This is a genomic window from Sphaerospermopsis reniformis (genome assembly GCF_005402885.1).
Taxonomy (GTDB): domain Bacteria; phylum Cyanobacteriota; class Cyanobacteriia; order Cyanobacteriales; family Nostocaceae; genus Sphaerospermopsis; species Sphaerospermopsis kisseleviana.
Window position 1 is genome coordinate 49575 of the sequence record NZ_BJCE01000003.1, and the last position, 17337, is coordinate 66911.

The 17337-nt window shown below is 37.0% G+C and carries 23 protein-coding genes and 3 pseudogenes; 14 read left to right on the plus strand and 12 right to left on the minus strand.

The window, feature by feature from the left end; translation table 11 throughout:
• Positions 1 to 113: 113 nt before the first annotated feature.
• Positions 114 to 1670: pseudogene (locus tag FFR48_RS30480) on the minus strand (SNF2 helicase-associated domain-containing protein); the annotation flags it as partial.
• A 291-nt stretch (positions 1671 to 1961) separates the two neighbouring features.
• Between FFR48_RS30480 and FFR48_RS01015 the strand changes: the two are divergent.
• The 5 genes from FFR48_RS01015 to FFR48_RS01035 all read left to right on the plus strand — a co-directional run bounded on the left by FFR48_RS01015 (position 1962) and on the right by FFR48_RS01035 (position 5031).
• On the plus strand, positions 1962 to 2309 hold the full coding sequence (locus FFR48_RS01015; RefSeq protein WP_096572967.1) for a hypothetical protein: 348 nt from the start codon (positions 1962 to 1964) through the stop codon (positions 2307 to 2309).
• A 4-nt stretch (positions 2310 to 2313) separates the two neighbouring features.
• Positions 2314 to 2655 carry a hypothetical protein gene (locus tag FFR48_RS01020; RefSeq protein ID WP_096572966.1) on the plus strand — a complete coding sequence of 114 codons (342 nt, stop codon included), beginning with the start codon at positions 2314 to 2316 and terminating at the stop codon, positions 2653 to 2655.
• A gap of 242 nt (positions 2656 to 2897) precedes the next feature.
• Positions 2898 to 3266: a hypothetical protein gene (locus FFR48_RS01025; protein ID WP_096572965.1), complete on the plus strand. Its 369-nt coding sequence runs from the start codon at positions 2898 to 2900 to the stop codon at positions 3264 to 3266.
• Positions 3267 to 3545: 279 nt separating this feature from the next.
• Complete coding sequence (locus FFR48_RS01030; protein ID WP_096572964.1) at positions 3546 to 4406, plus strand: alpha/beta fold hydrolase; 861 nt, start codon at positions 3546 to 3548, stop codon at positions 4404 to 4406.
• A 22-nt stretch (positions 4407 to 4428) separates the two neighbouring features.
• A complete protein-coding gene (locus FFR48_RS01035) occupies positions 4429 to 5031 on the plus strand; it encodes a DNA-3-methyladenine glycosylase family protein (RefSeq protein WP_236103961.1) in 603 nt (200 codons plus the stop codon).
• A gap of 178 nt (positions 5032 to 5209) precedes the next feature.
• Here FFR48_RS01035 and FFR48_RS01040 read toward each other — a convergent pair whose 3' ends face one another.
• The gene (locus FFR48_RS01040; RefSeq protein WP_096572963.1) at positions 5210 to 5653 is read right to left on the minus strand and encodes a DUF2214 family protein; all 444 of its coding nucleotides are present in this window, start codon (positions 5651 to 5653) and stop codon (positions 5210 to 5212) included.
• Between the two features lie 124 nt (positions 5654 to 5777).
• Positions 5778 to 6398, minus strand: coding sequence for a TenA family protein (locus FFR48_RS01045; protein ID WP_096572962.1), 621 nt, complete (start codon positions 6396 to 6398; stop codon positions 5778 to 5780).
• Positions 6399 to 7275: 877 nt separating this feature from the next.
• Between FFR48_RS01045 and FFR48_RS01050 the strand changes: the two genes are divergently transcribed.
• The gene (locus FFR48_RS01050; protein WP_096572961.1) at positions 7276 to 7692 is read left to right on the plus strand and encodes a XisH family protein; all 417 of its coding nucleotides are present in this window, start codon (positions 7276 to 7278) and stop codon (positions 7690 to 7692) included.
• A complete protein-coding gene (locus tag FFR48_RS01055) occupies positions 7680 to 8018 on the plus strand; it encodes a XisI protein (protein WP_096572960.1) in 339 nt (112 codons plus the stop codon). The genes FFR48_RS01050 and FFR48_RS01055 overlap by 13 nt, the downstream gene beginning before the upstream one ends.
• 200 nt (positions 8019 to 8218) lie before the next feature.
• On the opposite strand, the gene FFR48_RS30340 is transcribed toward FFR48_RS01055, so the two are convergent.
• The 3 genes from FFR48_RS30340 to FFR48_RS01065 are packed head-to-tail and all read right to left on the minus strand — an operon-like array spanning position 8219 to position 8931.
• Positions 8219 to 8413: a type II toxin-antitoxin system VapC family toxin gene (locus FFR48_RS30340; RefSeq protein WP_307722497.1), complete on the minus strand. Its 195-nt coding sequence runs from the start codon at positions 8411 to 8413 to the stop codon at positions 8219 to 8221.
• Positions 8379 to 8621 (minus strand): PIN domain-containing protein, encoded by a 243-nt coding sequence (locus FFR48_RS30345; protein WP_307722498.1) that lies wholly within the window; start codon positions 8619 to 8621, stop codon positions 8379 to 8381. Before FFR48_RS30345 ends, FFR48_RS30340 begins: the two co-directional genes overlap by 35 nt.
• On the minus strand, positions 8614 to 8931 hold the full coding sequence (locus tag FFR48_RS01065; protein ID WP_096572959.1) for a UPF0175 family protein: 318 nt from the start codon (positions 8929 to 8931) through the stop codon (positions 8614 to 8616). The genes FFR48_RS30345 and FFR48_RS01065 overlap by 8 nt, the downstream gene beginning before the upstream one ends.
• A 343-nt stretch (positions 8932 to 9274) precedes the next feature.
• Between FFR48_RS01065 and FFR48_RS01070 the strand changes: the two genes are divergently transcribed.
• The 4 genes and pseudogenes from FFR48_RS01070 (at position 9275) to FFR48_RS01085 (ending at position 11165) form a co-directional block, all read left to right on the plus strand.
• A complete protein-coding gene (locus tag FFR48_RS01070; RefSeq protein WP_096572958.1) occupies positions 9275 to 9565 on the plus strand; it encodes a DUF2281 domain-containing protein in 291 nt (96 codons plus the stop codon).
• Positions 9565 to 10014 carry a type II toxin-antitoxin system VapC family toxin gene (locus tag FFR48_RS01075; protein ID WP_137666067.1) on the plus strand — a complete coding sequence of 150 codons (450 nt, stop codon included), beginning with the start codon at positions 9565 to 9567 and terminating at the stop codon, positions 10012 to 10014. The genes FFR48_RS01070 and FFR48_RS01075 overlap by 1 nt, the downstream gene beginning before the upstream one ends.
• 57 nt (positions 10015 to 10071) lie before the next feature.
• Positions 10072 to 10278, plus strand: a pseudogene (locus FFR48_RS01080) (AAA family ATPase); the annotation flags it as partial.
• 263 nt (positions 10279 to 10541) lie between these two features.
• A complete protein-coding gene (locus tag FFR48_RS01085; RefSeq protein ID WP_137666068.1) occupies positions 10542 to 11165 on the plus strand; it encodes a Uma2 family endonuclease in 624 nt (207 codons plus the stop codon).
• A gap of 179 nt (positions 11166 to 11344) precedes the next feature.
• Here FFR48_RS01085 and FFR48_RS01090 read toward each other — a convergent pair whose 3' ends face one another.
• The 3 genes from FFR48_RS01090 to FFR48_RS01100 form a co-directional block, all read right to left on the minus strand.
• Complete coding sequence (locus FFR48_RS01090; RefSeq protein WP_096572955.1) at positions 11345 to 11992, minus strand: restriction endonuclease subunit R; 648 nt, start codon at positions 11990 to 11992, stop codon at positions 11345 to 11347.
• A gap of 636 nt (positions 11993 to 12628) precedes the next feature.
• Positions 12629 to 13057: a putative toxin-antitoxin system toxin component, PIN family gene (locus tag FFR48_RS01095; RefSeq protein WP_096572954.1), complete on the minus strand. Its 429-nt coding sequence runs from the start codon at positions 13055 to 13057 to the stop codon at positions 12629 to 12631.
• Positions 13057 to 13278 (minus strand): AbrB/MazE/SpoVT family DNA-binding domain-containing protein, encoded by a 222-nt coding sequence (locus FFR48_RS01100; protein ID WP_096572953.1) that lies wholly within the window; start codon positions 13276 to 13278, stop codon positions 13057 to 13059. The genes FFR48_RS01095 and FFR48_RS01100 overlap by 1 nt, the downstream gene beginning before the upstream one ends.
• Positions 13279 to 13551: 273 nt before the next feature.
• Here FFR48_RS01100 and FFR48_RS28855 point away from each other — a divergent pair, with 273 nt between their 5' ends.
• The gene (locus FFR48_RS28855) at positions 13552 to 14634 is read left to right on the plus strand and encodes a tyrosine-type recombinase/integrase (protein ID WP_190651089.1); all 1083 of its coding nucleotides are present in this window, start codon (positions 13552 to 13554) and stop codon (positions 14632 to 14634) included.
• A gap of 75 nt (positions 14635 to 14709) precedes the next feature.
• Here FFR48_RS28855 and FFR48_RS01110 read toward each other — a convergent pair.
• Together FFR48_RS01110 and FFR48_RS01115 are read right to left on the minus strand one after the other, a co-directional pair.
• A pseudogene (locus FFR48_RS01110) lies at positions 14710 to 14871 on the minus strand (four helix bundle protein); the annotation flags it as partial.
• An 82-nt stretch (positions 14872 to 14953) separates the two neighbouring features.
• Positions 14954 to 15511 carry a Uma2 family endonuclease gene (locus tag FFR48_RS01115; protein WP_096573100.1) on the minus strand — a complete coding sequence of 186 codons (558 nt, stop codon included), beginning with the start codon at positions 15509 to 15511 and terminating at the stop codon, positions 14954 to 14956.
• Between the two features lie 273 nt (positions 15512 to 15784).
• Here FFR48_RS01115 and FFR48_RS01120 point away from each other — a divergent pair, with 273 nt between their 5' ends.
• Positions 15785 to 16075 carry an HNH endonuclease gene (locus tag FFR48_RS01120; protein WP_096572951.1) on the plus strand — a complete coding sequence of 97 codons (291 nt, stop codon included), beginning with the start codon at positions 15785 to 15787 and terminating at the stop codon, positions 16073 to 16075.
• Between the two features lie 194 nt (positions 16076 to 16269).
• On the opposite strand, the gene FFR48_RS01125 is transcribed toward FFR48_RS01120, so the two are convergent.
• Positions 16270 to 16506, minus strand: a complete 237-nt coding sequence (locus FFR48_RS01125) for a hypothetical protein (protein ID WP_096572950.1) — start codon at positions 16504 to 16506, stop codon at positions 16270 to 16272.
• Between the two features lie 228 nt (positions 16507 to 16734).
• On the opposite strand from FFR48_RS01125, the gene FFR48_RS01130 reads away from it, so the two are divergent.
• Entirely contained in the window at positions 16735 to 16869 is a 135-nt protein-coding gene (locus tag FFR48_RS01130) for a hypothetical protein (RefSeq protein WP_137666069.1), read from the plus strand.
• The last annotated feature ends 468 nt before the right edge of the window (positions 16870 to 17337 follow it).

Sequence of the window (17337 nt, forward strand, 5' to 3'; positions counted from 1 at the left end):
TCTGACAAAATTTCATCATGTTCAATATCCCAATCTTCCCCAGCTTCCGCATTCCGTTGTAGAAATTCCAAGACAGACATCTCTGGTTTTTCCTCACCATGAGATTGCCAAAATTCTAGTAATTGCTGCATTTTATCTGGGTCTAATTCCATCCATTGACCGCGAAAATGCACTAAGGGAGCTTTAGCATTAATTAATTGTTCCCATTCTTGTTTAGTAACAACTTCCTCACCAATTGCTAATTCATATTCATATTGCACCAAAGAATTTAAACCAAAATAACTTTTGTTTTCTCCCTTAGTTGCAGAACGACTGTTACCGGAAGCTTTGAGTCGCAGTTTAGCACGACGACGACCAGCAGGAGTATACCAAGCAGGAACAGTTACTTTAAAACCTGCATCTTCTAACACCCAAGCACTTTCTTGTAAAAATGCAAATGCTGATTCTAATGTTAATTTCATTCCTATAGGAGTATCTGTTTCTAATCCTTGCCATAATTGAGGATACATCCGTGCTGCATATCCTAAATTTAACAACAAATTAGTTTCAAAGTTATTACCATAATGTTTGTGAATATTAGTTTTTTCTTTTTTATTCATTGGCCAATAATCTGCCAAAGCTAACTTTAAAGAAGGGTCTTGTTTACTAGACACCAAAAACTGCATTTCCCAGTTGTCTATTTGTTCAGCAGGAGGAGAGTTAAGTTGAAAACACAGATAAAAAGGTAATTCTGATTGGGAGCGAGTAATCTTACTTTTCCATGTCTGCCATTGTTTATATTCTTCTAAGGTTACATTCGCTGTGCGGGGATTATGATGTTGAGAATAAAAACAATAGTAAACTAAGGAATCTGTAATTTGTTTATCAAAGGCAATGGTTGAGGGTGTATGATTAACTATGTTATTGAGGATAGATTCAGAAAAGTGGCGTAATAGGGTTTCTTCATCAAAAAAATCAATATTTTCATGCTTTGTGGCTGAACCAGCTACACAAATCAATGGCATATATTCAATATATTTCTGAATATTAGCTTCATACTGTTCAGAAATAATTTCCCACCCAGTATAAATTTCAAATGCAGTTGGAATCGGTTTTTTAGTTTTACTTTTGGTTTGAGCAGATTCCAATTGGCGATATTTGAGAGTCGGGATATATTGGTCTTTGAGAATTATTTGTTTAAATGATTGGGTATAGTGATACCAAAATAATAAATCTGAACCGAGTTGTATTTCGCTCAGATTATTGATGGCTAAAAAATGAATATCGTTAAGCAGTCTAATAATATTAATACCTGGTGTATTACCTTTAAGAGAAGTTAATGTTTGATAACAATCTACTTGCCAATATTCAAATTCTGTGTATTCTTCCGGTGTTTCTATTTCTAGATACTTGATTAATTCTGGTGAGGGTAAAGGTTGATTATCGGCGGTTGGCAGCGCAAAATATTTAGCAGATATGCGTTCTTTTAATATGGGTAATGGTTCTTTGATTCCTAATTCCTGAACTAAAAATTGCAATAATTCATCTTTGGAGAGATGTCCAGGATGAATCTGTTGTTTAGAATTGCGTTTGTTTTTTAGTACAGGCGTTTCTACCCACAGATAAAATGAACCTGACTGAATAAAGTCGGTTTCTGTGTTAGGTATCCAGGTGCCATGAAGGATTTTCATAGCTTTGTTCTCATCATTTATGGAGATAAACTTTAATATTTAGCATACATGAATTTGGTGAGAATATAACAACCAAAAATTACAATTTGTATACTTATAGAAGATGAGTATTAAAAACGGCTGTTTCCAAACTAGGATATTTAGTGATTAAGTATAATACCAAATTAATATGAAGTTGCATAGAATAAGATGTCAAGAATAATTAACCGCAGATGTACGCAGATGACCGCAGATAAATACGGATAATTAAATTTCTTCCTTCATTCTGTGCAGTATTATGGGGTTTCTAGGATGACTAACTTAACCTATAACCAAGCAAGTTTTATTAAGGATGATGTTTCTATCAGGTTAAATAATTTAAGTAATCACTTAAAACAGATTCAGAGATTATCAGAAGATCATGATAATAATGAAGTAGTCAGAACTCTGATTAAAGAGACAATGTATTTTATAGAGTGGATTGCCCCTGATGTAGAATTTGATCATGCTTTTGAGTTAGCAAATTTAGGAAGATTTCTAACTCGTTGGTTATTTAATGTAGAAGCCTGGAGTTACACAGAAACTAAAAATCAATTTACTAAGGAATTAGAGAACTGGAATAATAGAATGTTACAAATGTCAAAATTACTAGCTGCTTAACATTATGACTCAACCACCATTACCTCAACCAAAATTAGAACCTACTGGAATTACCTTTGACCAATATGTAGAATTCACGCCCCAAAAATTAGAATTGAGTAACGGATACATGGGATACGGTGGACAAAACCAGCTTGGGTTTCATTTAGCAGTGCTTACAAATATGGGATTATTAAAAGCAGCCCAGCACACCAATTTAGCATTGTGGGTAGAAGCCCTGGACTTTGTAGTAAGAGAAAAACTAGCAAAAGTTGATGCTCCCCCAGAAGTAGCAGAAGCAATGTTAAATAGATTCAATCAGGCAATGTTAGACCTGGAGACAGTGATAGATTATTTGGAACAATAATTTATAACGGCATGAATAATCCCCTGAATATATTGTAACCTTTGTTTAAGATAATCAGAATTCCCCTTGATGTTCAAATTTTGATAAGAGTCTTCAACTTCTATTTTCGGCAATGTTTAGCAAGATGGGATTTGATTTAGGTTGTGTTCTTCTCCTGATGGATTAAATTTCGTTTTGGTTTCTTGGGCTTGCACGTTCATGTTTGATTGCTATATTTTATTAACAGTTTAAAAACCTAACTTATGGCAGACTTGAGTGGTATGTGGTTGGGAACTTACTGGCAAGAGGGAAACCCGACTCGGTTTGAAGCAACTTTTATTCAATCTGGTAATACATTGACTGGTAATATCCTTGACGACAGTTATCTGGGAGAAGCCCGGTTAAGTGGTGAAGTAATTGGCCGACGGGTGCAATTTACTAAAAAATATTTGCTCCACAAACAAACACCAGTAAATTATCAGGGTACTGTATCCGAAAATGATGATTTCATGCAGGGAACATGGGATTTAGGTATCTTTGGTTCTGGAAACTGGGAAGCTCATCGCAGTGGTGATAACCTGAATCTAGAACTTAAAAATCGCTTAGAAAAGCGAGTTCCAGTGTCAGTTTGATGTAGGGTGATGCCTACGGTGAACGATGCGATCGCTAATTTTGAATCGCTAATTTTGAATCGCTAATTTTGAATCGCTAATTTTGAATCGCTAATTTTGAATCGCTAATTTTGAATCGCTAATTTTGAATCGCTAACTTTACCCTAAAAATGTCAACTAACAGAATTTGGTAATTAATCTTGGAATCAGAGGTATTCAGTAACTTCCTATTAGTCAGATTTAGCGATCGCCAAACAATGATTAAATATTATCTTGTTTATTTTGAAGAGTAAATTAAAAATGAAAGCAAAAATCAGAGATACAGAAATCTATTTTGATATTGACGGTTGTGGTTTAGCAGTTGAAGAACAGGGAATACGTGAAAAACCTGTTGCTTTCATCATTCATGGTGGACCTGGAGTAGACCACACCAGTTATAAACCCTGCTTTTCTCCCCTCAGTCATCATTTACAAATGGTCTATTTTGATCATCGGGGTCAGGGAAGGTCAGCCCGTGGACTAAAAGAAACCTATACCCTAGAAAATAACGTTGACGACATGGAAGCATTACGTCAATATTTGGGGTTAGAAAAAATTATTTTAATTGGTTCTTCCTATGGGGGTATGGTTGCTCTTTCCTATGCTATCAAATATCCACAAAATGTTTCTCATTTAATAGTAATTGCCACAACAGCAAGTTCTCGTTTTTTACAACGCGCTCAAGAAATTTTAGCACAAAGAGGAAACCCAGAACAAAAAGCGATCTCTCTAAAACTTTGGGCAGGTAATTTTGAAAACGAAGAACAGCTACGGCAATTTTTTAAAATCATGAATCCAATGTATTGCCAAAGCAATAACCGGAAAACAAATTCCCCAGACTCAGACCAAACTATCCTCTCAGTTGATGCCATTAACATTGCCTTTAGTGGCTTTTTAAGAAACTATAATATTCTCAACGAATTACCTAAAATTACCTCACCAACACTTGTAATTGCCGGAAGACATGACTGGATCTGTCCCCCAGAATTTTCTGAAGAAATTGCCCAAGCTATTCCTAACGCCCATTTGAAAATATTTGAAAATAGCGGTCATTTGATCCGCGTTGATGAACCCCAATTACTCTTAGATGAAATTATTAATTTTCTCACTATCAGCATTTAAAATTTGAGGAAATAGCTAATTAATGATAAATTACTCCGTTGCCATCAAAACACTTAAACAAGACCCTATTTTAGCAGATGTCATATTGCAGATAGGAGAATGCAGACTAAACCAGGTACAACAAACCGGAGATTTATTTTATTGTTTATCTCGCGCTATCATTTATCAGCAACTTTCAGGAAAAGCAGCAGCAGCTATTCACCAGAGATTTTTACAACTTTATCATAATTCATTAACAGCTAATGATATTCTCAATACACCCGATGATATTTTACGTTCTGTGGGTATTTCCCGTCCTAAAATTACATATCTCAAAGACTTAGCACAACGTTTTACAGAACTGCCAAACATAGATGAACTGCAAACAATGGACGATGAAACAATCATTAAATCCTTAATTGTAGTCAAAGGAATAGGACGCTGGACTGTACAAATGTTGCTGATTTTCAGATTACATCGTTGGGATATTTTACCTGTTGATGACTTAGGTATTCGTGCTGCTATTCGTAATCTTTATAATTTGGATGATTTGCCCAATAAAAAAACATTAGAACAAATCGCCCAACAATGGCAACCTTACCGCACTATTGCTTGTTGGTATTTGTGGCAGAGTTTAAACAATTGATAATTGACAATTAACAATTGATAATTAGTAAAATATATATACAGCACTTACCGATGTTATGAGGTAAAAAAACAAATCATCAAACTCTTGTGGTGCGGGCATCTTGCCCGCCAAAGGTGTACTTCATATCTTCAGAAACTGCTGTAATTGTCAATTGTCCATTTTCAATTCTCAATTGTTAATATCTTGCCATAATTGTTGCTAACAACGGAATCAAAATAAAACCAACCAGTTCAACTCTAATTAACAACAGCAGACGATCTAATTTTATTGAATCTAGTTTAGGCGATTGATTTTGCAGTAAATCTTTTACCCAATTAATAAAGGAAACCGTAGGATAAATAGATAATAAACCTACCAGCAAAAATATTGTTACTTTAACGTAAAAAAATGGATTATTTAAATAATATTCTGTACCTTTACCAAAATAGAGAACACGCAAAATACCTGTAACAAGAATACCAACTGCTGATATACCATAAACCGCATCAGCAATTACTATTCTCCAAGCTTCATGCAAACTCAACTCTTTTTTTAAAGTAAATGCTTCTAATGTCAAAGCACCAAAACACAACATGAAACTCAGATAATGTAAATACGCAACTATAATATTTACAGACATTTTTGGGTATTTTGTAGTTATTTTACTAACAGACAACAATCCCAAACTAGCACTATAACCAGCGAATAAAAGTAATCAATAATTCAGAATATTAAGATTTATAGGTTAAATTCTTGGGTGAAATTTATCTCATCCAAGCAGCTTCAAAAAAGTCATATTCACAGACCATAGCATAGCGGTATGTTGAATGAAGTTTAGAGGAATCAACAGCATAATTATCAACTAAACTGTCTAATTGCTGTGTTAATGGTTGAAATTCTGCACCACCATAAGTTTGAATCCAATTTGTATATCGGTGTTCAGGAATACCATCAGCCGCTAAACTTGTTCCCAAAAAAGCATACAAACGCATACAGGGAGACATTGCAGCAGCAGTTAAACCCACTTCCCCAGTCCAAGCAGTGGCCAACAAAAAATCAGTATACCGACGGGTGGCTGTTCCTGGTTCTACATCATGGAGATTCACACCCCATTGATGAGCATAATTTTCATGTAGTTTTAATTCTTCCAAAACACCACTAGCTAAATCATGAAAGATGGTAAAACCTTGCCAATCTGGTGCTTTAGCTGCGGCAATACTGTAAGCACGAGCAAAAGCTTCTAAGAAAAAAGCATCTTGTCCTACATAGTAGCCAAATTTTTCAGATTGCAATGTACCATCCCCAATGCCTTGTACAAAAGGATGCTCTAAACAAGCTAGGGCTAAATCATGATTCGCTGTCCACAATTCATTAGATAAACTCATTTTCACCTCAATTATTTTGATATGTTTTTAGGTGGCAAAACTACCTTAATTGCCATTGCTATGCGTTACTCCCATCTTTCTTAACAATCTTAAAACTTATATGTGGCAAAGGTTTCAAGACCTAAGAATCTACCTACTCTTTACACAATGCACCTCATCCTTATTGATAAAAACCTCATTTTATTGAGAATCAGCAACGAAGGATTAAGGGTTGGGGGTTTGCGAGCGATTCGCCTCCGGCGCTGCGCTGGAGCGCAATCGCCTGGTTGGTAAAAATAGGGAGAGCGATGCCTTCGGCGTATCGAACAGAAGAGAGCGCAGCGATTGGCTACGCCAGTGCCGTAGGCAATCACATCGCTTATTTGGAGTGAAGGATAAGGGAGACTCCTTGCAAGATAATGGATTTTATTTCTCTTTGCAATATCAACCCTTTTGAGATCAGGTGAATCTTAGAAATTACAGAAGACCTGTTGCGCGATTGCCTTTGGCACTGATACTGTTGGCGAAAGTGTTACAAACGGATAAACAAAAGTGTTACAACTAAAAGCAGCAACCACAGATTGAAGGCTTGAGCTTATGTAATCTTTTAAAATACAAAGATGTATTATATTCGCCAACGGTATCTGGCACTGCGCTCCGCGCCATCGCCTTTCTAAATGGCGACAATTCCATCAAGATGCAGAAACGGGTAAAATTCCCAACCTACGCCCAAGACAAAAGGATTTATACCCCGAAATTTAACGCGCTTACAGTTTAAAACGCATTTTTGAAAGTTCAGTCCTGCGAGAGAACGTGGAAGGCATCGTGCTATATATCAATGATCGTTTGCTTTCAATTTTAGGATAACATTGATGTGGTATGTAATTCAAAAATATAGATGCCAGCAAAAGATATTTACCATAACGCTGTAAGATTTGCATTAGTCAAGGATGGTTGGAACATTTTAACAGAAGATTATACTTTGGAATATGGTGGCGATCGCTTATATGTGGATATTGCAGCAGAAAAATCAATTGCAGCAGAAAAACAGGGTCAAAAAATTCTGGTAGAAGTCAAAAGTTTTTTAGGTCGGTCTTTTATTCATGATTTAGAACAAGCTGTGGGACAGTATGTAGTTTATCGAGATATTTTGTTAGAGACTGAATTAGATTTTGAATTATATTTAGCGATTACTTATGGAACTTATAAAAGTTATTTTCAACGCCAGTTAACCCAGATGATTATTAATCGCAATCAAGTTAAGTTGTTAATCGTTGATGCTGAAAGTGAGGTAATAATGCAATGGATAAATTAAAGCATTATCGTCAAATTATCCAAGAAACCTTAACAGAATATCATCAAATCAATGAAAAATCTGGTTCTCAAACCGAGAGTGTTTTAGCTTTTGATGAAGTACACGAACAGTATCTTTTATTATTGATGGGTTGGCACAAAGATGAGAGGATTAAGAGTGTGATGATTCATATCCGTTTAAAGGATAACAAAATTTGGATTGAGGAAGATTGGACAGAAAATGGGGTGGCGACAGATTTGTTACATAAAGGAATCACACGAGAGGAAATTGTTTTAGGGTTTCATCCACCTCTTATGAGACAATATACAGAATTTGCGATCGCCTAATCTGAATATCTTGCTCCTGAACATAAATACTGGATGAGAGGTGTTAGGTATTAGGTGTTTGGTGTTTGGTGTTAGCTGAGGTATTTTTGTACTTGCTTTGGTTTTTTCATGCCGACTTACTTATATATCCATATTTCCCGGCTTTTAAAAATCAATAAGAGCCTAAATTTTTGCATTCATAATTTTCTAGTATTGGGGGATCATCCATCAACTCTGCTAAACTCTCTTACATTATGAGTTACCAGTATTAAATTATTCGCCAAAGCAATAGCAGCAATTTGTAAACCATTGGAACTAATAGGAGTACCAATTTTAGCTAAATCAGCCCGAATCTGTCCATAAATTTCCGCACAATTATCATCAAAATATAAAGATACAAATTGATATAAAAACAACTGTTGTATATTTGTGTATATTTAACCTTTTTTGAGGATTATTGCTACGATTTGAGCCATAAAATAACTCAGCTTTCACCACAGAACAAACAGCAATCTTGTCTGCTTCTATGCTGTCAAAACGGCGATTTATAGCAGAACCCTTATTCTTTAAATACACTATACAAACATTAGTATCTAGTAAATAAATAAGTGAAGAATTACTCATCACAAAACCCAACTAAATCATTATCCCTATCATCAGCAATACCTTGTCCATCAAGGGTAAAATCTATATCCGCACAACTCCCCGCTAAATTTAATAACCCCCCAGAATGTAGGGGGAAATTTGCTGATAAAAAAGCCTTGAAAGCGTTATCATCCTGAAAACCTAACACCTGTCTAAATTCATTAAAGTTAATCAATCCTTCTAAAAAAGCTTCTAAAGCTAATTTATTCATAATTTTTTCGGATAAATCACCTAATTTATCCTGGATTTTATCTGTTAAATTATCTGGTACATTTATTGTAATTTGCATAATTATAAAATCTCCCCAACTTGTATTTTTATTTTACAGTATATTCCCAGAAACAAGATGAAAACTTTTATTAACAATCTTGCCATCATACCCAAGTCCCCGACTTCTATCATCAATTGATAATTTATTGACAATCGGACTTGATATTCTTTCAATCCTCAAATTTGCCGAAGTTTTACAATGCTTATACAATGGGAGTGGAGTAATGATACTCTCTGAACAACGGGGGTTTAACCCCAAATTTTCGATAAATTATTTCTTGTAAAATTAAAGAAGAAGCATCAATGGTTAGATGTGGATTGATTTGCAGTTCAGACACATTAATTAGATAATAGGTATAACTATGACCATCAAAGAACAACTTTTTCAAGAAATTGAATCAGCACCAGATGAACTAATAGCTGAAACACTTAATTTTTTGCGTTTCTTAAAAACCAAAGAAACCCAATTACAACCTAAATCAAATCAAGTAGAATCTACTACACCACCTACAGTTAATTCTACCGGAAAGTCACTTCTAGAACATTTAAAAACTATAGGTACTTGGGAAGGCGATGATTTAGAAGAGTGTCTAAGGCTAGTCATTGCTAGTCGTGGTCAAGCGAAATTTGATGATAATAATCCTTTTGAATAATGTACTTACTCGATACAAATCACTGTAGTCTTGCCATTTTAGGAAATATCAATATACTAAATCGTCTGCTTGAGGTCGAAAACAGTTTAGTGTCAACCTGTGTGATTGTGCAGGGAGAATTGATAGATATGGCTGTACGTTCTCAAAGACAACAAAGTAATTTAGCACTAATCATAACTTTTCTTAGAGGTATCTATATCCATAACATTGAAAAAGAAACTGCTAATATTTACGGGCAACTCAAAGCTGATTTATTTAATCAATTTGCACCCAAAGAAAAAAGCAAGCGGAGAAAAACTAAAATAACTGATTTAGGTTTTGGTGAAAATGACTTGTGGATTGCAGCGATTGCTCTACAGCATAATCTTACCATCGTTTCAACCGATAGCGATTTTCAACGTATTAAACAAGTAAGAACATTGTTTATTGAATCTTGGCTGATAACTTGAAACCCCATATTTTAAAAATTTAAAATTATTATTTCTCCTCTTCTGGAGAATCTAAACATGAAAATTCAATCCCTACAGCTAAAATACTTTAAAAAATTCCGGTCTTCCCCATTATTTGATTTCACAGATCCAGAAACTGGTTTAGCGCGAGATATAATTGTTCTCATCGGTATGAACGGTGCTGGAAAAACAAGTCTTTTACAAGCGATCGCCTCCGGCACTGCGCTTCGCGCAATCGCCGCAACTCTCGGTACAGCAACCGGACACGCACTCTGATTATGTAGAGCAATTAGTACCTGAAGCATATATTATCAGGCTAGAGGTGTAGTTGTGAGTCCAGTGCTGAAGGCTACGGTGTACACAGAAGTCTTAAAATTCCCCCTATGACTTGGTTGTGGAATATTTTTTTAATTGGAAGTCTCTTGTTCTTACTCCCTTTTTTTCCTTAACCGAACAATATTGCGTTGCTCCCGCTGTACATCTTGGTAGCATTGAGTTAATTACCCGTCAGCTATGGAGCGAGTGCGATGTACGCAACCGTCACACAACTACTGACTTTTGAAGAGTTTCTTGCCTGGGACGATGGTTCAGGTAGAGAGTTTGAGTTATTGGATGAGATTCCTGTGCCATTATCAGAACCAAATGCCAATCACGAAGATTTAATCCAGAGGCTGTGTGCCTACCTTGAAAATCACTGCCAAGAAAATGACCTGCCGTATGTGTCGCGCCAGTCAAAGCAGAGCAGGATAAAAACAGCACCAGGAGAAAAAGAAAAAAGCCGAAAAGCTGATATTGTCATATTTGCTAGGGAAGAATGGCAGCGGATGAAAACTCTCTCTAGTTCTGCTGCTGCATATATTCCCCCACCGGGAATTATTGAGGTTGTTAGTAACAATTGGAAGGATGACTACCTAACAAAACTTGCTGAATATGAGGATTTAGGCGTTTTAGAGTACATCATCGTAGACTATGCCGCTTTTGGTGGCATTCGCTTCATTGGCTCTCCCAAACAACCAACTATTACAATTTACCAACTTGAAGATGGTGAGTATTTACCCCCAAAGGTGTTTCAAGGAAATAATCGAATTGATTCGAGATTGTTTCCCAACATTACCCTAACAGCTGAACAGATTTTTGCCATGAGTTGCTGATTGGCAAAGAAGAATTGTCAGACAATTTTGGATTTTAGATTTTGGATTTTGGATTGACCCCACGAATAAATCAGGGGGCTTGGAAATTTTAGATTTTAGATTTTGGATTGATTCTACAGATAAATCCGGGGGCTTGTACCATTAAGGAATCGTCGGTCCGGATTCAGGGCTAAATTTTATCATACTTTTGTATTATGAATATTTCTTGCTAGTTGACCTAAGCTTTTCAACACTGATAAAACTGTATACAACTCATTCCCCGGATTGAAAATATAAAACAAGCGAGAAAACCCATACTTTGGTATATTTTCATTAATCAACTTGACGAAGATAAAACTACCACCATTGGTAATTAGTCCATATATTGCTTTGTCGGGTTTAGAAATTGCCAACATATAAGCAAGAATCTGGGCTTTACCTACTTCCACAGAAAAAGCTGCTTGTTTGGATTCAATGACTACTACTACTAGCTGTTCAAACAAAACTAAGACATCCATCTGTCCTTTAACCGTTACACCAGCATCTTCAGCAGTAATTTCTACAGATTTGTCTGATTTAACATGAAATGGAGATAGGTAAAAGTCTGCTAAATCTAACAGGGGAGACAACACCACCATCTTCACAGTATTTTCAAGTAGAGGTGGGTACTTAAGCAAATTGGCATAGCTGGCTTTAACTCTGTCAAGTTGTTGTTTTTCTAATTGTGTAATTTCTGGCAATTCAACAAACAACTCTGTAAAAAATTGCTCATCTTCAACCAATTGAAGGCGAAATTCTGTTTCTAGTTCCAGCAATGTGATGTCTTTAGCCTGTATTGTTTGAACCATATCAATTTATTTCCTTTTATTTTCTAAGACAGCCCAAGTTCTTTCGATGGGATTATATTTTATCTACCAAGCGATCGCTCCACCTCCTAAATAGGGTTTGCTGATAGCTAACGCCAAGCGTAAGCCATAAAAGTTATCTGTGAGGGCAGGGAATAGGGAACAGGGAATAGTTTCAGCCATCTGCATATCCTCAGTTTCCCAGATTCGTCCAGGAAAAATGCACCTGTTTTGAGACACTATCAGTCAAAACCTTGCACTTTCTTGTGATAACAATCCGCAAAACCCCTATTAATAAACGGTTTTATCTTTATTCATCAAGCCCTAAATAATTTATTTTGCACGACTACTTGCAACTACTTATACCCCCCATCCATTGATTGGCTATGCAGAAGTTGGAGATTGGAGTCCTCTGCTACCAAGCCCTAACCCAAATGAGGTCATGAGCATTTTGAATAGACCTATCGTAGTGCAATAGGCACTGTTACTTTAAAAGTTTAATAAAGCTATCGTTAGCGATTCCTACGGAGCGCTAGTTCCCTCCGGGACCTTGACATAAAGTATTTTTTGTGAATATTAAAGATGTTTTAATTTGTGTTTCCGCAAAACCCTGATTTAACGATGTTGTCACCGGAAAAATCAGGATGACTGAACATCAATAACATTCAGAAAATCTTCAGCAGTAATAATCGGGCAAGAAAAATTATCTTGTAGACTGAGTAAATCGCAATCGCCTGTCACAAGATAATCTGCCTTGCTAACCACAGCTAGAAGTAAAAAAGGCACATCAAAAGGGTCACGACATTCAGGAATTACAGGCAAGTTATCGGGCATCGCTATAGTTTCACAAAACAGTATGTAATCCGATAGTAAATATTCTTGCTCTATTGGCGTGAGCTTGAACTTTGGATAACCAAGCACTCGGATTAACTCTGTGATCGTTGCTTGAGAAACTAGGGGAGTAAAGCGATCGTCTTGCCATGCCAAACGAAGCCTAGATACTCTACCCCTAAATATCAACGCAGAGACTACGATATTAGTATCAATTACCACTCGTGGACTAACCATCACGACTGACGCGCCCAAGCTACTGCATCAGCTACATCCTGTTCACTCAACCCTAAATCCGCTAGTTTAGCTCTAACTGCATCAGCCCGTTGAATCTTTACTGGAGTCAAAATAATTTGCCCATCCTGAACCTGTATTTCAAAATACTCAACTTCTCCGATTTCACGGGTAATACTTTTAGGCAGTGTGAGTTGATTCTTAGAGGTTAACTTGGCCAGCATGACAATCCTCCTAGCTTTTGCCAGAAAATGTAAGGAATCCTTACTTTAGTATACACATTTTACCTGACAAGTATGAGAGTAAGATTTAGCGATTGCATCAGGATAGCTCAAGAATAGAGAAAATATTGAATCAAGCGGAAAGCGCATTACGTGAAATCAAGTTAACTTGAAGTTCCCTGCACATTCACGGGAGGGTAGAATATAAAAAAAGCTTCCTGAAACAGCCCTTCCAGGAAGCTAGATGTCGTCTACTACGTGATGCTTATTTCTCTCATGGATGTGAACAACATTGAGGTCAGTCCTGTAGAAGTTCTCCCCGCTCCCAGTCAGGTTGTATCTCGTGATACTTCTCAACCTGTTACCGCCGAATTAGTTGAGGAGGTAATTCGTCAATATTATTACCGCACACCTGCCGTATCAAATGATGAGGAGTTGATTTTGGCTTGGGCAGGGTCACAAAATCGGGAACAGACTAAGCGAAAATACTATCGCTTTGGTCAAAAATTACTGGAGTGGGTACGGAAGCAGGGGATAGAGGATTTACGCTTGGTTCAGCAACCAAAGTTACTAGAATTTGTCGCTTCTTGGGGTGAGGTTTCCCCTTATACTAAATCTAACCAGGTTTTGATGTTGCGATCTCTCTGGAGTTATGGCAGCAGTGAGAATGTGGGCTACTTTTTACGGAATATTGCTAGTACGATAAGTTACGATAATTTCACTGATTTACCGAAAGCAGAGCGTTATCTGGAAGATTGGGAGTTGGAACAATTGGCTCATGCTGCCCAGATGTTGGGGGAGAAACACTGGTTGGTTTTCTGTTTGCTTTTTTATAGTGGGATGCGGGTAGGTGAAGTGGGTCGGGTAACTATTCCTGGTCAGGAACCAGGTCAACCCCAGGAAGATTATCCGGGTTTATATTGGCACAACTTTAAATGGCAACCAGAGCCGATACCCGGAGATAAACACCGGGGATATTACACGATTAAGTTTCGGGGCAAGGGGGGGAAGTACCGGGAAATTGGTTTAGACCATGAGACTTCGATGATGTTTAAGAAGTACCGGGGGATGGCAGGTGAGAAGATGCCTGTGTTTCCTAATGTCTCACCTGATCCAAAGAAACGGGGTTTGCCATTGAGTGACCGAGCGATTAAAAAATTGATTCAGGATATATCTGAGGTGGCAGGGGTGAAGTTTTCTTGTCACTGGTTGCGTCATTCTCACGCATCAAGGGCGGTGGATAGAAAAACGCTGTTTGAGGTGCAAGACCAGTTGGGTCATACTAAGAGTGATACGACTAAGACCTATGTTCGTCCCAAAAGGGATGCTGGGACTGGGACGGTGTTGCCCAGGTTTTGAGGAAAATGTGATCCAATGGGTCACAAAGAGGAAAGGGAGCAGGGGGCAGGGAGCAGGGAGCAGGGGGATGGGAAATTAGCGTTTTATGAGCCAGGGAGATGGATTGTTGATTATAGTTACGAGAATGCCTAATACTTGGTTGTAGGTTCTATAAAGTTCTCTACCTGTATCAACTTCTAAATAACCACATTTCACAGCAAAAGTAAGCCAAGTTTGAGTTTCTGCTGCTTCTGCTTCACAGAAGAAGCAGAGGGGCAGGGAGCGGGGAGCGGAGGGGAAAGTTCTCCCGTTATCCCCCTGCCCCCTGCCCCCTGCCTCCTTAAAACCCTTGTAGCAAACGTTGAATAGAAATTTTAATTTCTGGAAATGCTAACGGAGATATTTCACCTAAAGTCAAAGTTAATTCTTGGGAATAATCACCATTTATTGGTTCTCTAAACACTTTTACTTGTTGATTATTTAAATCTACTACCCAATATTCAGGAATTGATGCAGCAGAGTATGTTTTGCGTTTTATATCTAAATCTTTATTCAGGGTCGTTTTAGAATATTCGATTAACCAAAATATATTTTCAGGATAAGGATGGTGACTGCGATAAATAGCACGCTGTGGTTCAACTATTGCTAAATCTGGTTCTGGTTCTGAATTACTTTCAGGAATAGTAATAGGTTTTGCATCTCTTACCAATGCTTTTGAACCAAGTAATTCCCGCAGGTATTCAGCAGAGTCAGTATTAATTTGTGCGTGTTCTGGTCCTTCCGGTGCCATGTTGATAATTTCTCCATTTAGTAGTTCAACCTTGCGACCAGCTAAAAGGCCAATTTCAATCATGCGATGATAGTCGTCTAAACTCCATTTAGCAGTAGTAACTGTCATGGTGAGTTTTCCTTGCATCTAGGCTGTGATTTTCATTTTAAGCTCAAAATTCACTACAAAGATGAGATATTCTGACTCCTGAATCTTGAATTCTCTTTCTTTGATGAGGAATTTACGTCTAATCTTCAGTTTTTCAGCTTTTGACTGAACCTTGATTGCTGAATGTTTACAGTTACATTATAATCACCAAAAATGTTGTTTTTTGTTATATAATAATATCATGTTTATTTTATAATATTATCACAATCCTAAAGTTTGGTGTTAACAGTTATCATGGAGTACCCAAAGCACTGGAAAGAATTGGCTAAAAACATTAAAGAAAAAGCTAATTGGCGTTGTCAAAAATGCGGTCGCGTTTGCTTACGTCCTGGTGAAAAACCTAATGATATTATTAACCCCCGTGCCTATAATCTCCAGGTTCATCACTGGAATAGAGACCCATCTGATAACAGATTAGAGAACCTAATTTGTCTTTGCAGTGGATGCCACCTTAATTATCATCGCGGTGGAAAGGGTAATGTTTCTGTTGGTCAATTATCTCTATTTGATCTGTCAAAATTTTAGATTTTATTCATTGGAAATGTAGATATTTTCTTGAGGAGAAATGGAAAAAGAAAATACACAATTATTTGTCTGTATTTATCTGCATCAAAAATAGTTAAACTAGAAACAAATCCCTAAAATTTTCTTGACAGAAGGGTTTAACTTCCTCCTGTCAAAATAATTCTTAATTAGTTGGCATCACTGGTTATTTCTTGTTATTTAATCAGGATTTGTCTGATTAAAATACTCATGAACTCCCCAACATTACCAGTGGGTATAGGTTCACTCCAATCTCCAACATCTGCATAACCAATTACCTGTAAATGATGAATTGTACTGATAACAGTTCTCCTTGAGCCAATTAATAAATGCTTTAATGGTTCTCTGTTACTGGGTTCTTTGACTACTGTGGTGTCATTAGCACCGGCGAGAAAATTTTGAATTTGTGTCATGATTAATTTACCTGTAAGGGTTAAGGCGATTTGCCTACCTGCCAAGGTTCACGAAGTGCAGCGTAGGTGTCGCCTTATTTTTATTTTATATGTAGATGTGTAAGTGTGTATATAGCATCTCCCATAAATTTGTAAAGTGTGGAGGTGTTGATGTGTGTATAGCCCGTGGTAAGACCAAGAAAAGCTGAGAAAGACAAATATGGTGAGCCAAAGCAGAGGTATCAGATTATGCTAACTGAGACTGCTTCCACAGAACTTGATAGGGTATCAGAAAAATTAGGTATCACCAGAAGTGAGTTAGTTGAACAGGTGATTAGACAGGGTTTATTGGAATTAGTAAAAATAGATATAACAGAGGATTAATAAGCTGTGAATAATTATTGTTAGCTTTTGTTAGGAAAATACTAGGACATCACGGCATAAGTTAATGAACCATTGGAAATCTTTCAAAAGCAGACTCTATATTACTTTTGACTTTTGACTTCCGCGAAACCCCCTACTGCCGAACTGGATAATACAACCCATCTTCTGCCTGAAATTTCCAGCCTAACCCACTTGGATCTCGATTCCTAGACCAGCTGATGAATTCCTGCTCAGTTTTGTTTTCTCGTTCATTAGACCTGTCCGAAATATATAACGGAAAAATGGTAGAACGGTAAATGGAAAATATACCGTGGTTCTACCAAAGATGAAAAATATTACCAATTATATACATATGTACCCAAAACGCGCTAGGGGTATACTGGGAATCAGCTATGATCAATTTATTTCATTGATGGAGGTGGCGAAGTTAACTCATCAGGAGCAAAAAGCGCTCTTAGAAAAAAATAA

Bases quoted from the DNA above. Each gene is read 5' to 3' on its own strand.
- FFR48_RS01040 (WP_096572963.1), bottom strand. From the start codon at position 5,653: ATGTCTGTAAATATTATAGTTGCGTATTTACATTATCTGAGTTTCATG.
- FFR48_RS01075 (WP_137666067.1), top strand. From the start codon at position 9,565: ATGTACTTACTCGATACAAATCACTGTAGTCTTGCCATTTTAGGAAAT.
- FFR48_RS01115 (WP_096573100.1), bottom strand. From the start codon at position 15,511: ATGACAGTTACTACTGCTAAATGGAGTTTAGACGACTATCATCGCATG.
- FFR48_RS01095 (WP_096572954.1), bottom strand. From the start codon at position 13,057: ATGGTTAGTCCACGAGTGGTAATTGATACTAATATCGTAGTCTCTGCG.
- FFR48_RS01100 (WP_096572953.1), bottom strand. From the start codon at position 13,278: ATGCTGGCCAAGTTAACCTCTAAGAATCAACTCACACTGCCTAAAAGT.
- FFR48_RS01070 (WP_096572958.1), top strand. From the start codon at position 9,275: ATGACCATCAAAGAACAACTTTTTCAAGAAATTGAATCAGCACCAGAT.
- FFR48_RS30345 (WP_307722498.1), bottom strand. From the start codon at position 8,621: ATGAGTAATTCTTCACTTATTTATTTACTAGATACTAATGTTTGTATA.
- FFR48_RS01090 (WP_096572955.1), bottom strand. From the start codon at position 11,992: ATGGTTCAAACAATACAGGCTAAAGACATCACATTGCTGGAACTAGAA.
- FFR48_RS01120 (WP_096572951.1), top strand. From the start codon at position 15,785: ATGGAGTACCCAAAGCACTGGAAAGAATTGGCTAAAAACATTAAAGAA.
- FFR48_RS01050 (WP_096572961.1), top strand. From the start codon at position 7,276: ATGCCAGCAAAAGATATTTACCATAACGCTGTAAGATTTGCATTAGTC.
- FFR48_RS01030 (WP_096572964.1), top strand. From the start codon at position 3,546: ATGAAAGCAAAAATCAGAGATACAGAAATCTATTTTGATATTGACGGT.
- FFR48_RS01045 (WP_096572962.1), bottom strand. From the start codon at position 6,398: ATGAGTTTATCTAATGAATTGTGGACAGCGAATCATGATTTAGCCCTA.
- FFR48_RS01025 (WP_096572965.1), top strand. From the start codon at position 2,898: ATGGCAGACTTGAGTGGTATGTGGTTGGGAACTTACTGGCAAGAGGGA.
- FFR48_RS01055 (WP_096572960.1), top strand. From the start codon at position 7,680: ATGGATAAATTAAAGCATTATCGTCAAATTATCCAAGAAACCTTAACA.
- FFR48_RS01125 (WP_096572950.1), bottom strand. From the start codon at position 16,506: ATGACACAAATTCAAAATTTTCTCGCCGGTGCTAATGACACCACAGTA.
- FFR48_RS01130 (WP_137666069.1), top strand. From the start codon at position 16,735: ATGCTAACTGAGACTGCTTCCACAGAACTTGATAGGGTATCAGAAAAA.
- FFR48_RS28855 (WP_190651089.1), top strand. From the start codon at position 13,552: ATGGATGTGAACAACATTGAGGTCAGTCCTGTAGAAGTTCTCCCCGCT.
- FFR48_RS01020 (WP_096572966.1), top strand. From the start codon at position 2,314: ATGACTCAACCACCATTACCTCAACCAAAATTAGAACCTACTGGAATT.
- FFR48_RS01015 (WP_096572967.1), top strand. From the start codon at position 1,962: ATGACTAACTTAACCTATAACCAAGCAAGTTTTATTAAGGATGATGTT.
- FFR48_RS01085 (WP_137666068.1), top strand. From the start codon at position 10,542: ATGTACGCAACCGTCACACAACTACTGACTTTTGAAGAGTTTCTTGCC.
- FFR48_RS01065 (WP_096572959.1), bottom strand. From the start codon at position 8,931: ATGCAAATTACAATAAATGTACCAGATAATTTAACAGATAAAATCCAG.
- FFR48_RS01035 (WP_236103961.1), top strand. From the start codon at position 4,429: ATGATAAATTACTCCGTTGCCATCAAAACACTTAAACAAGACCCTATT.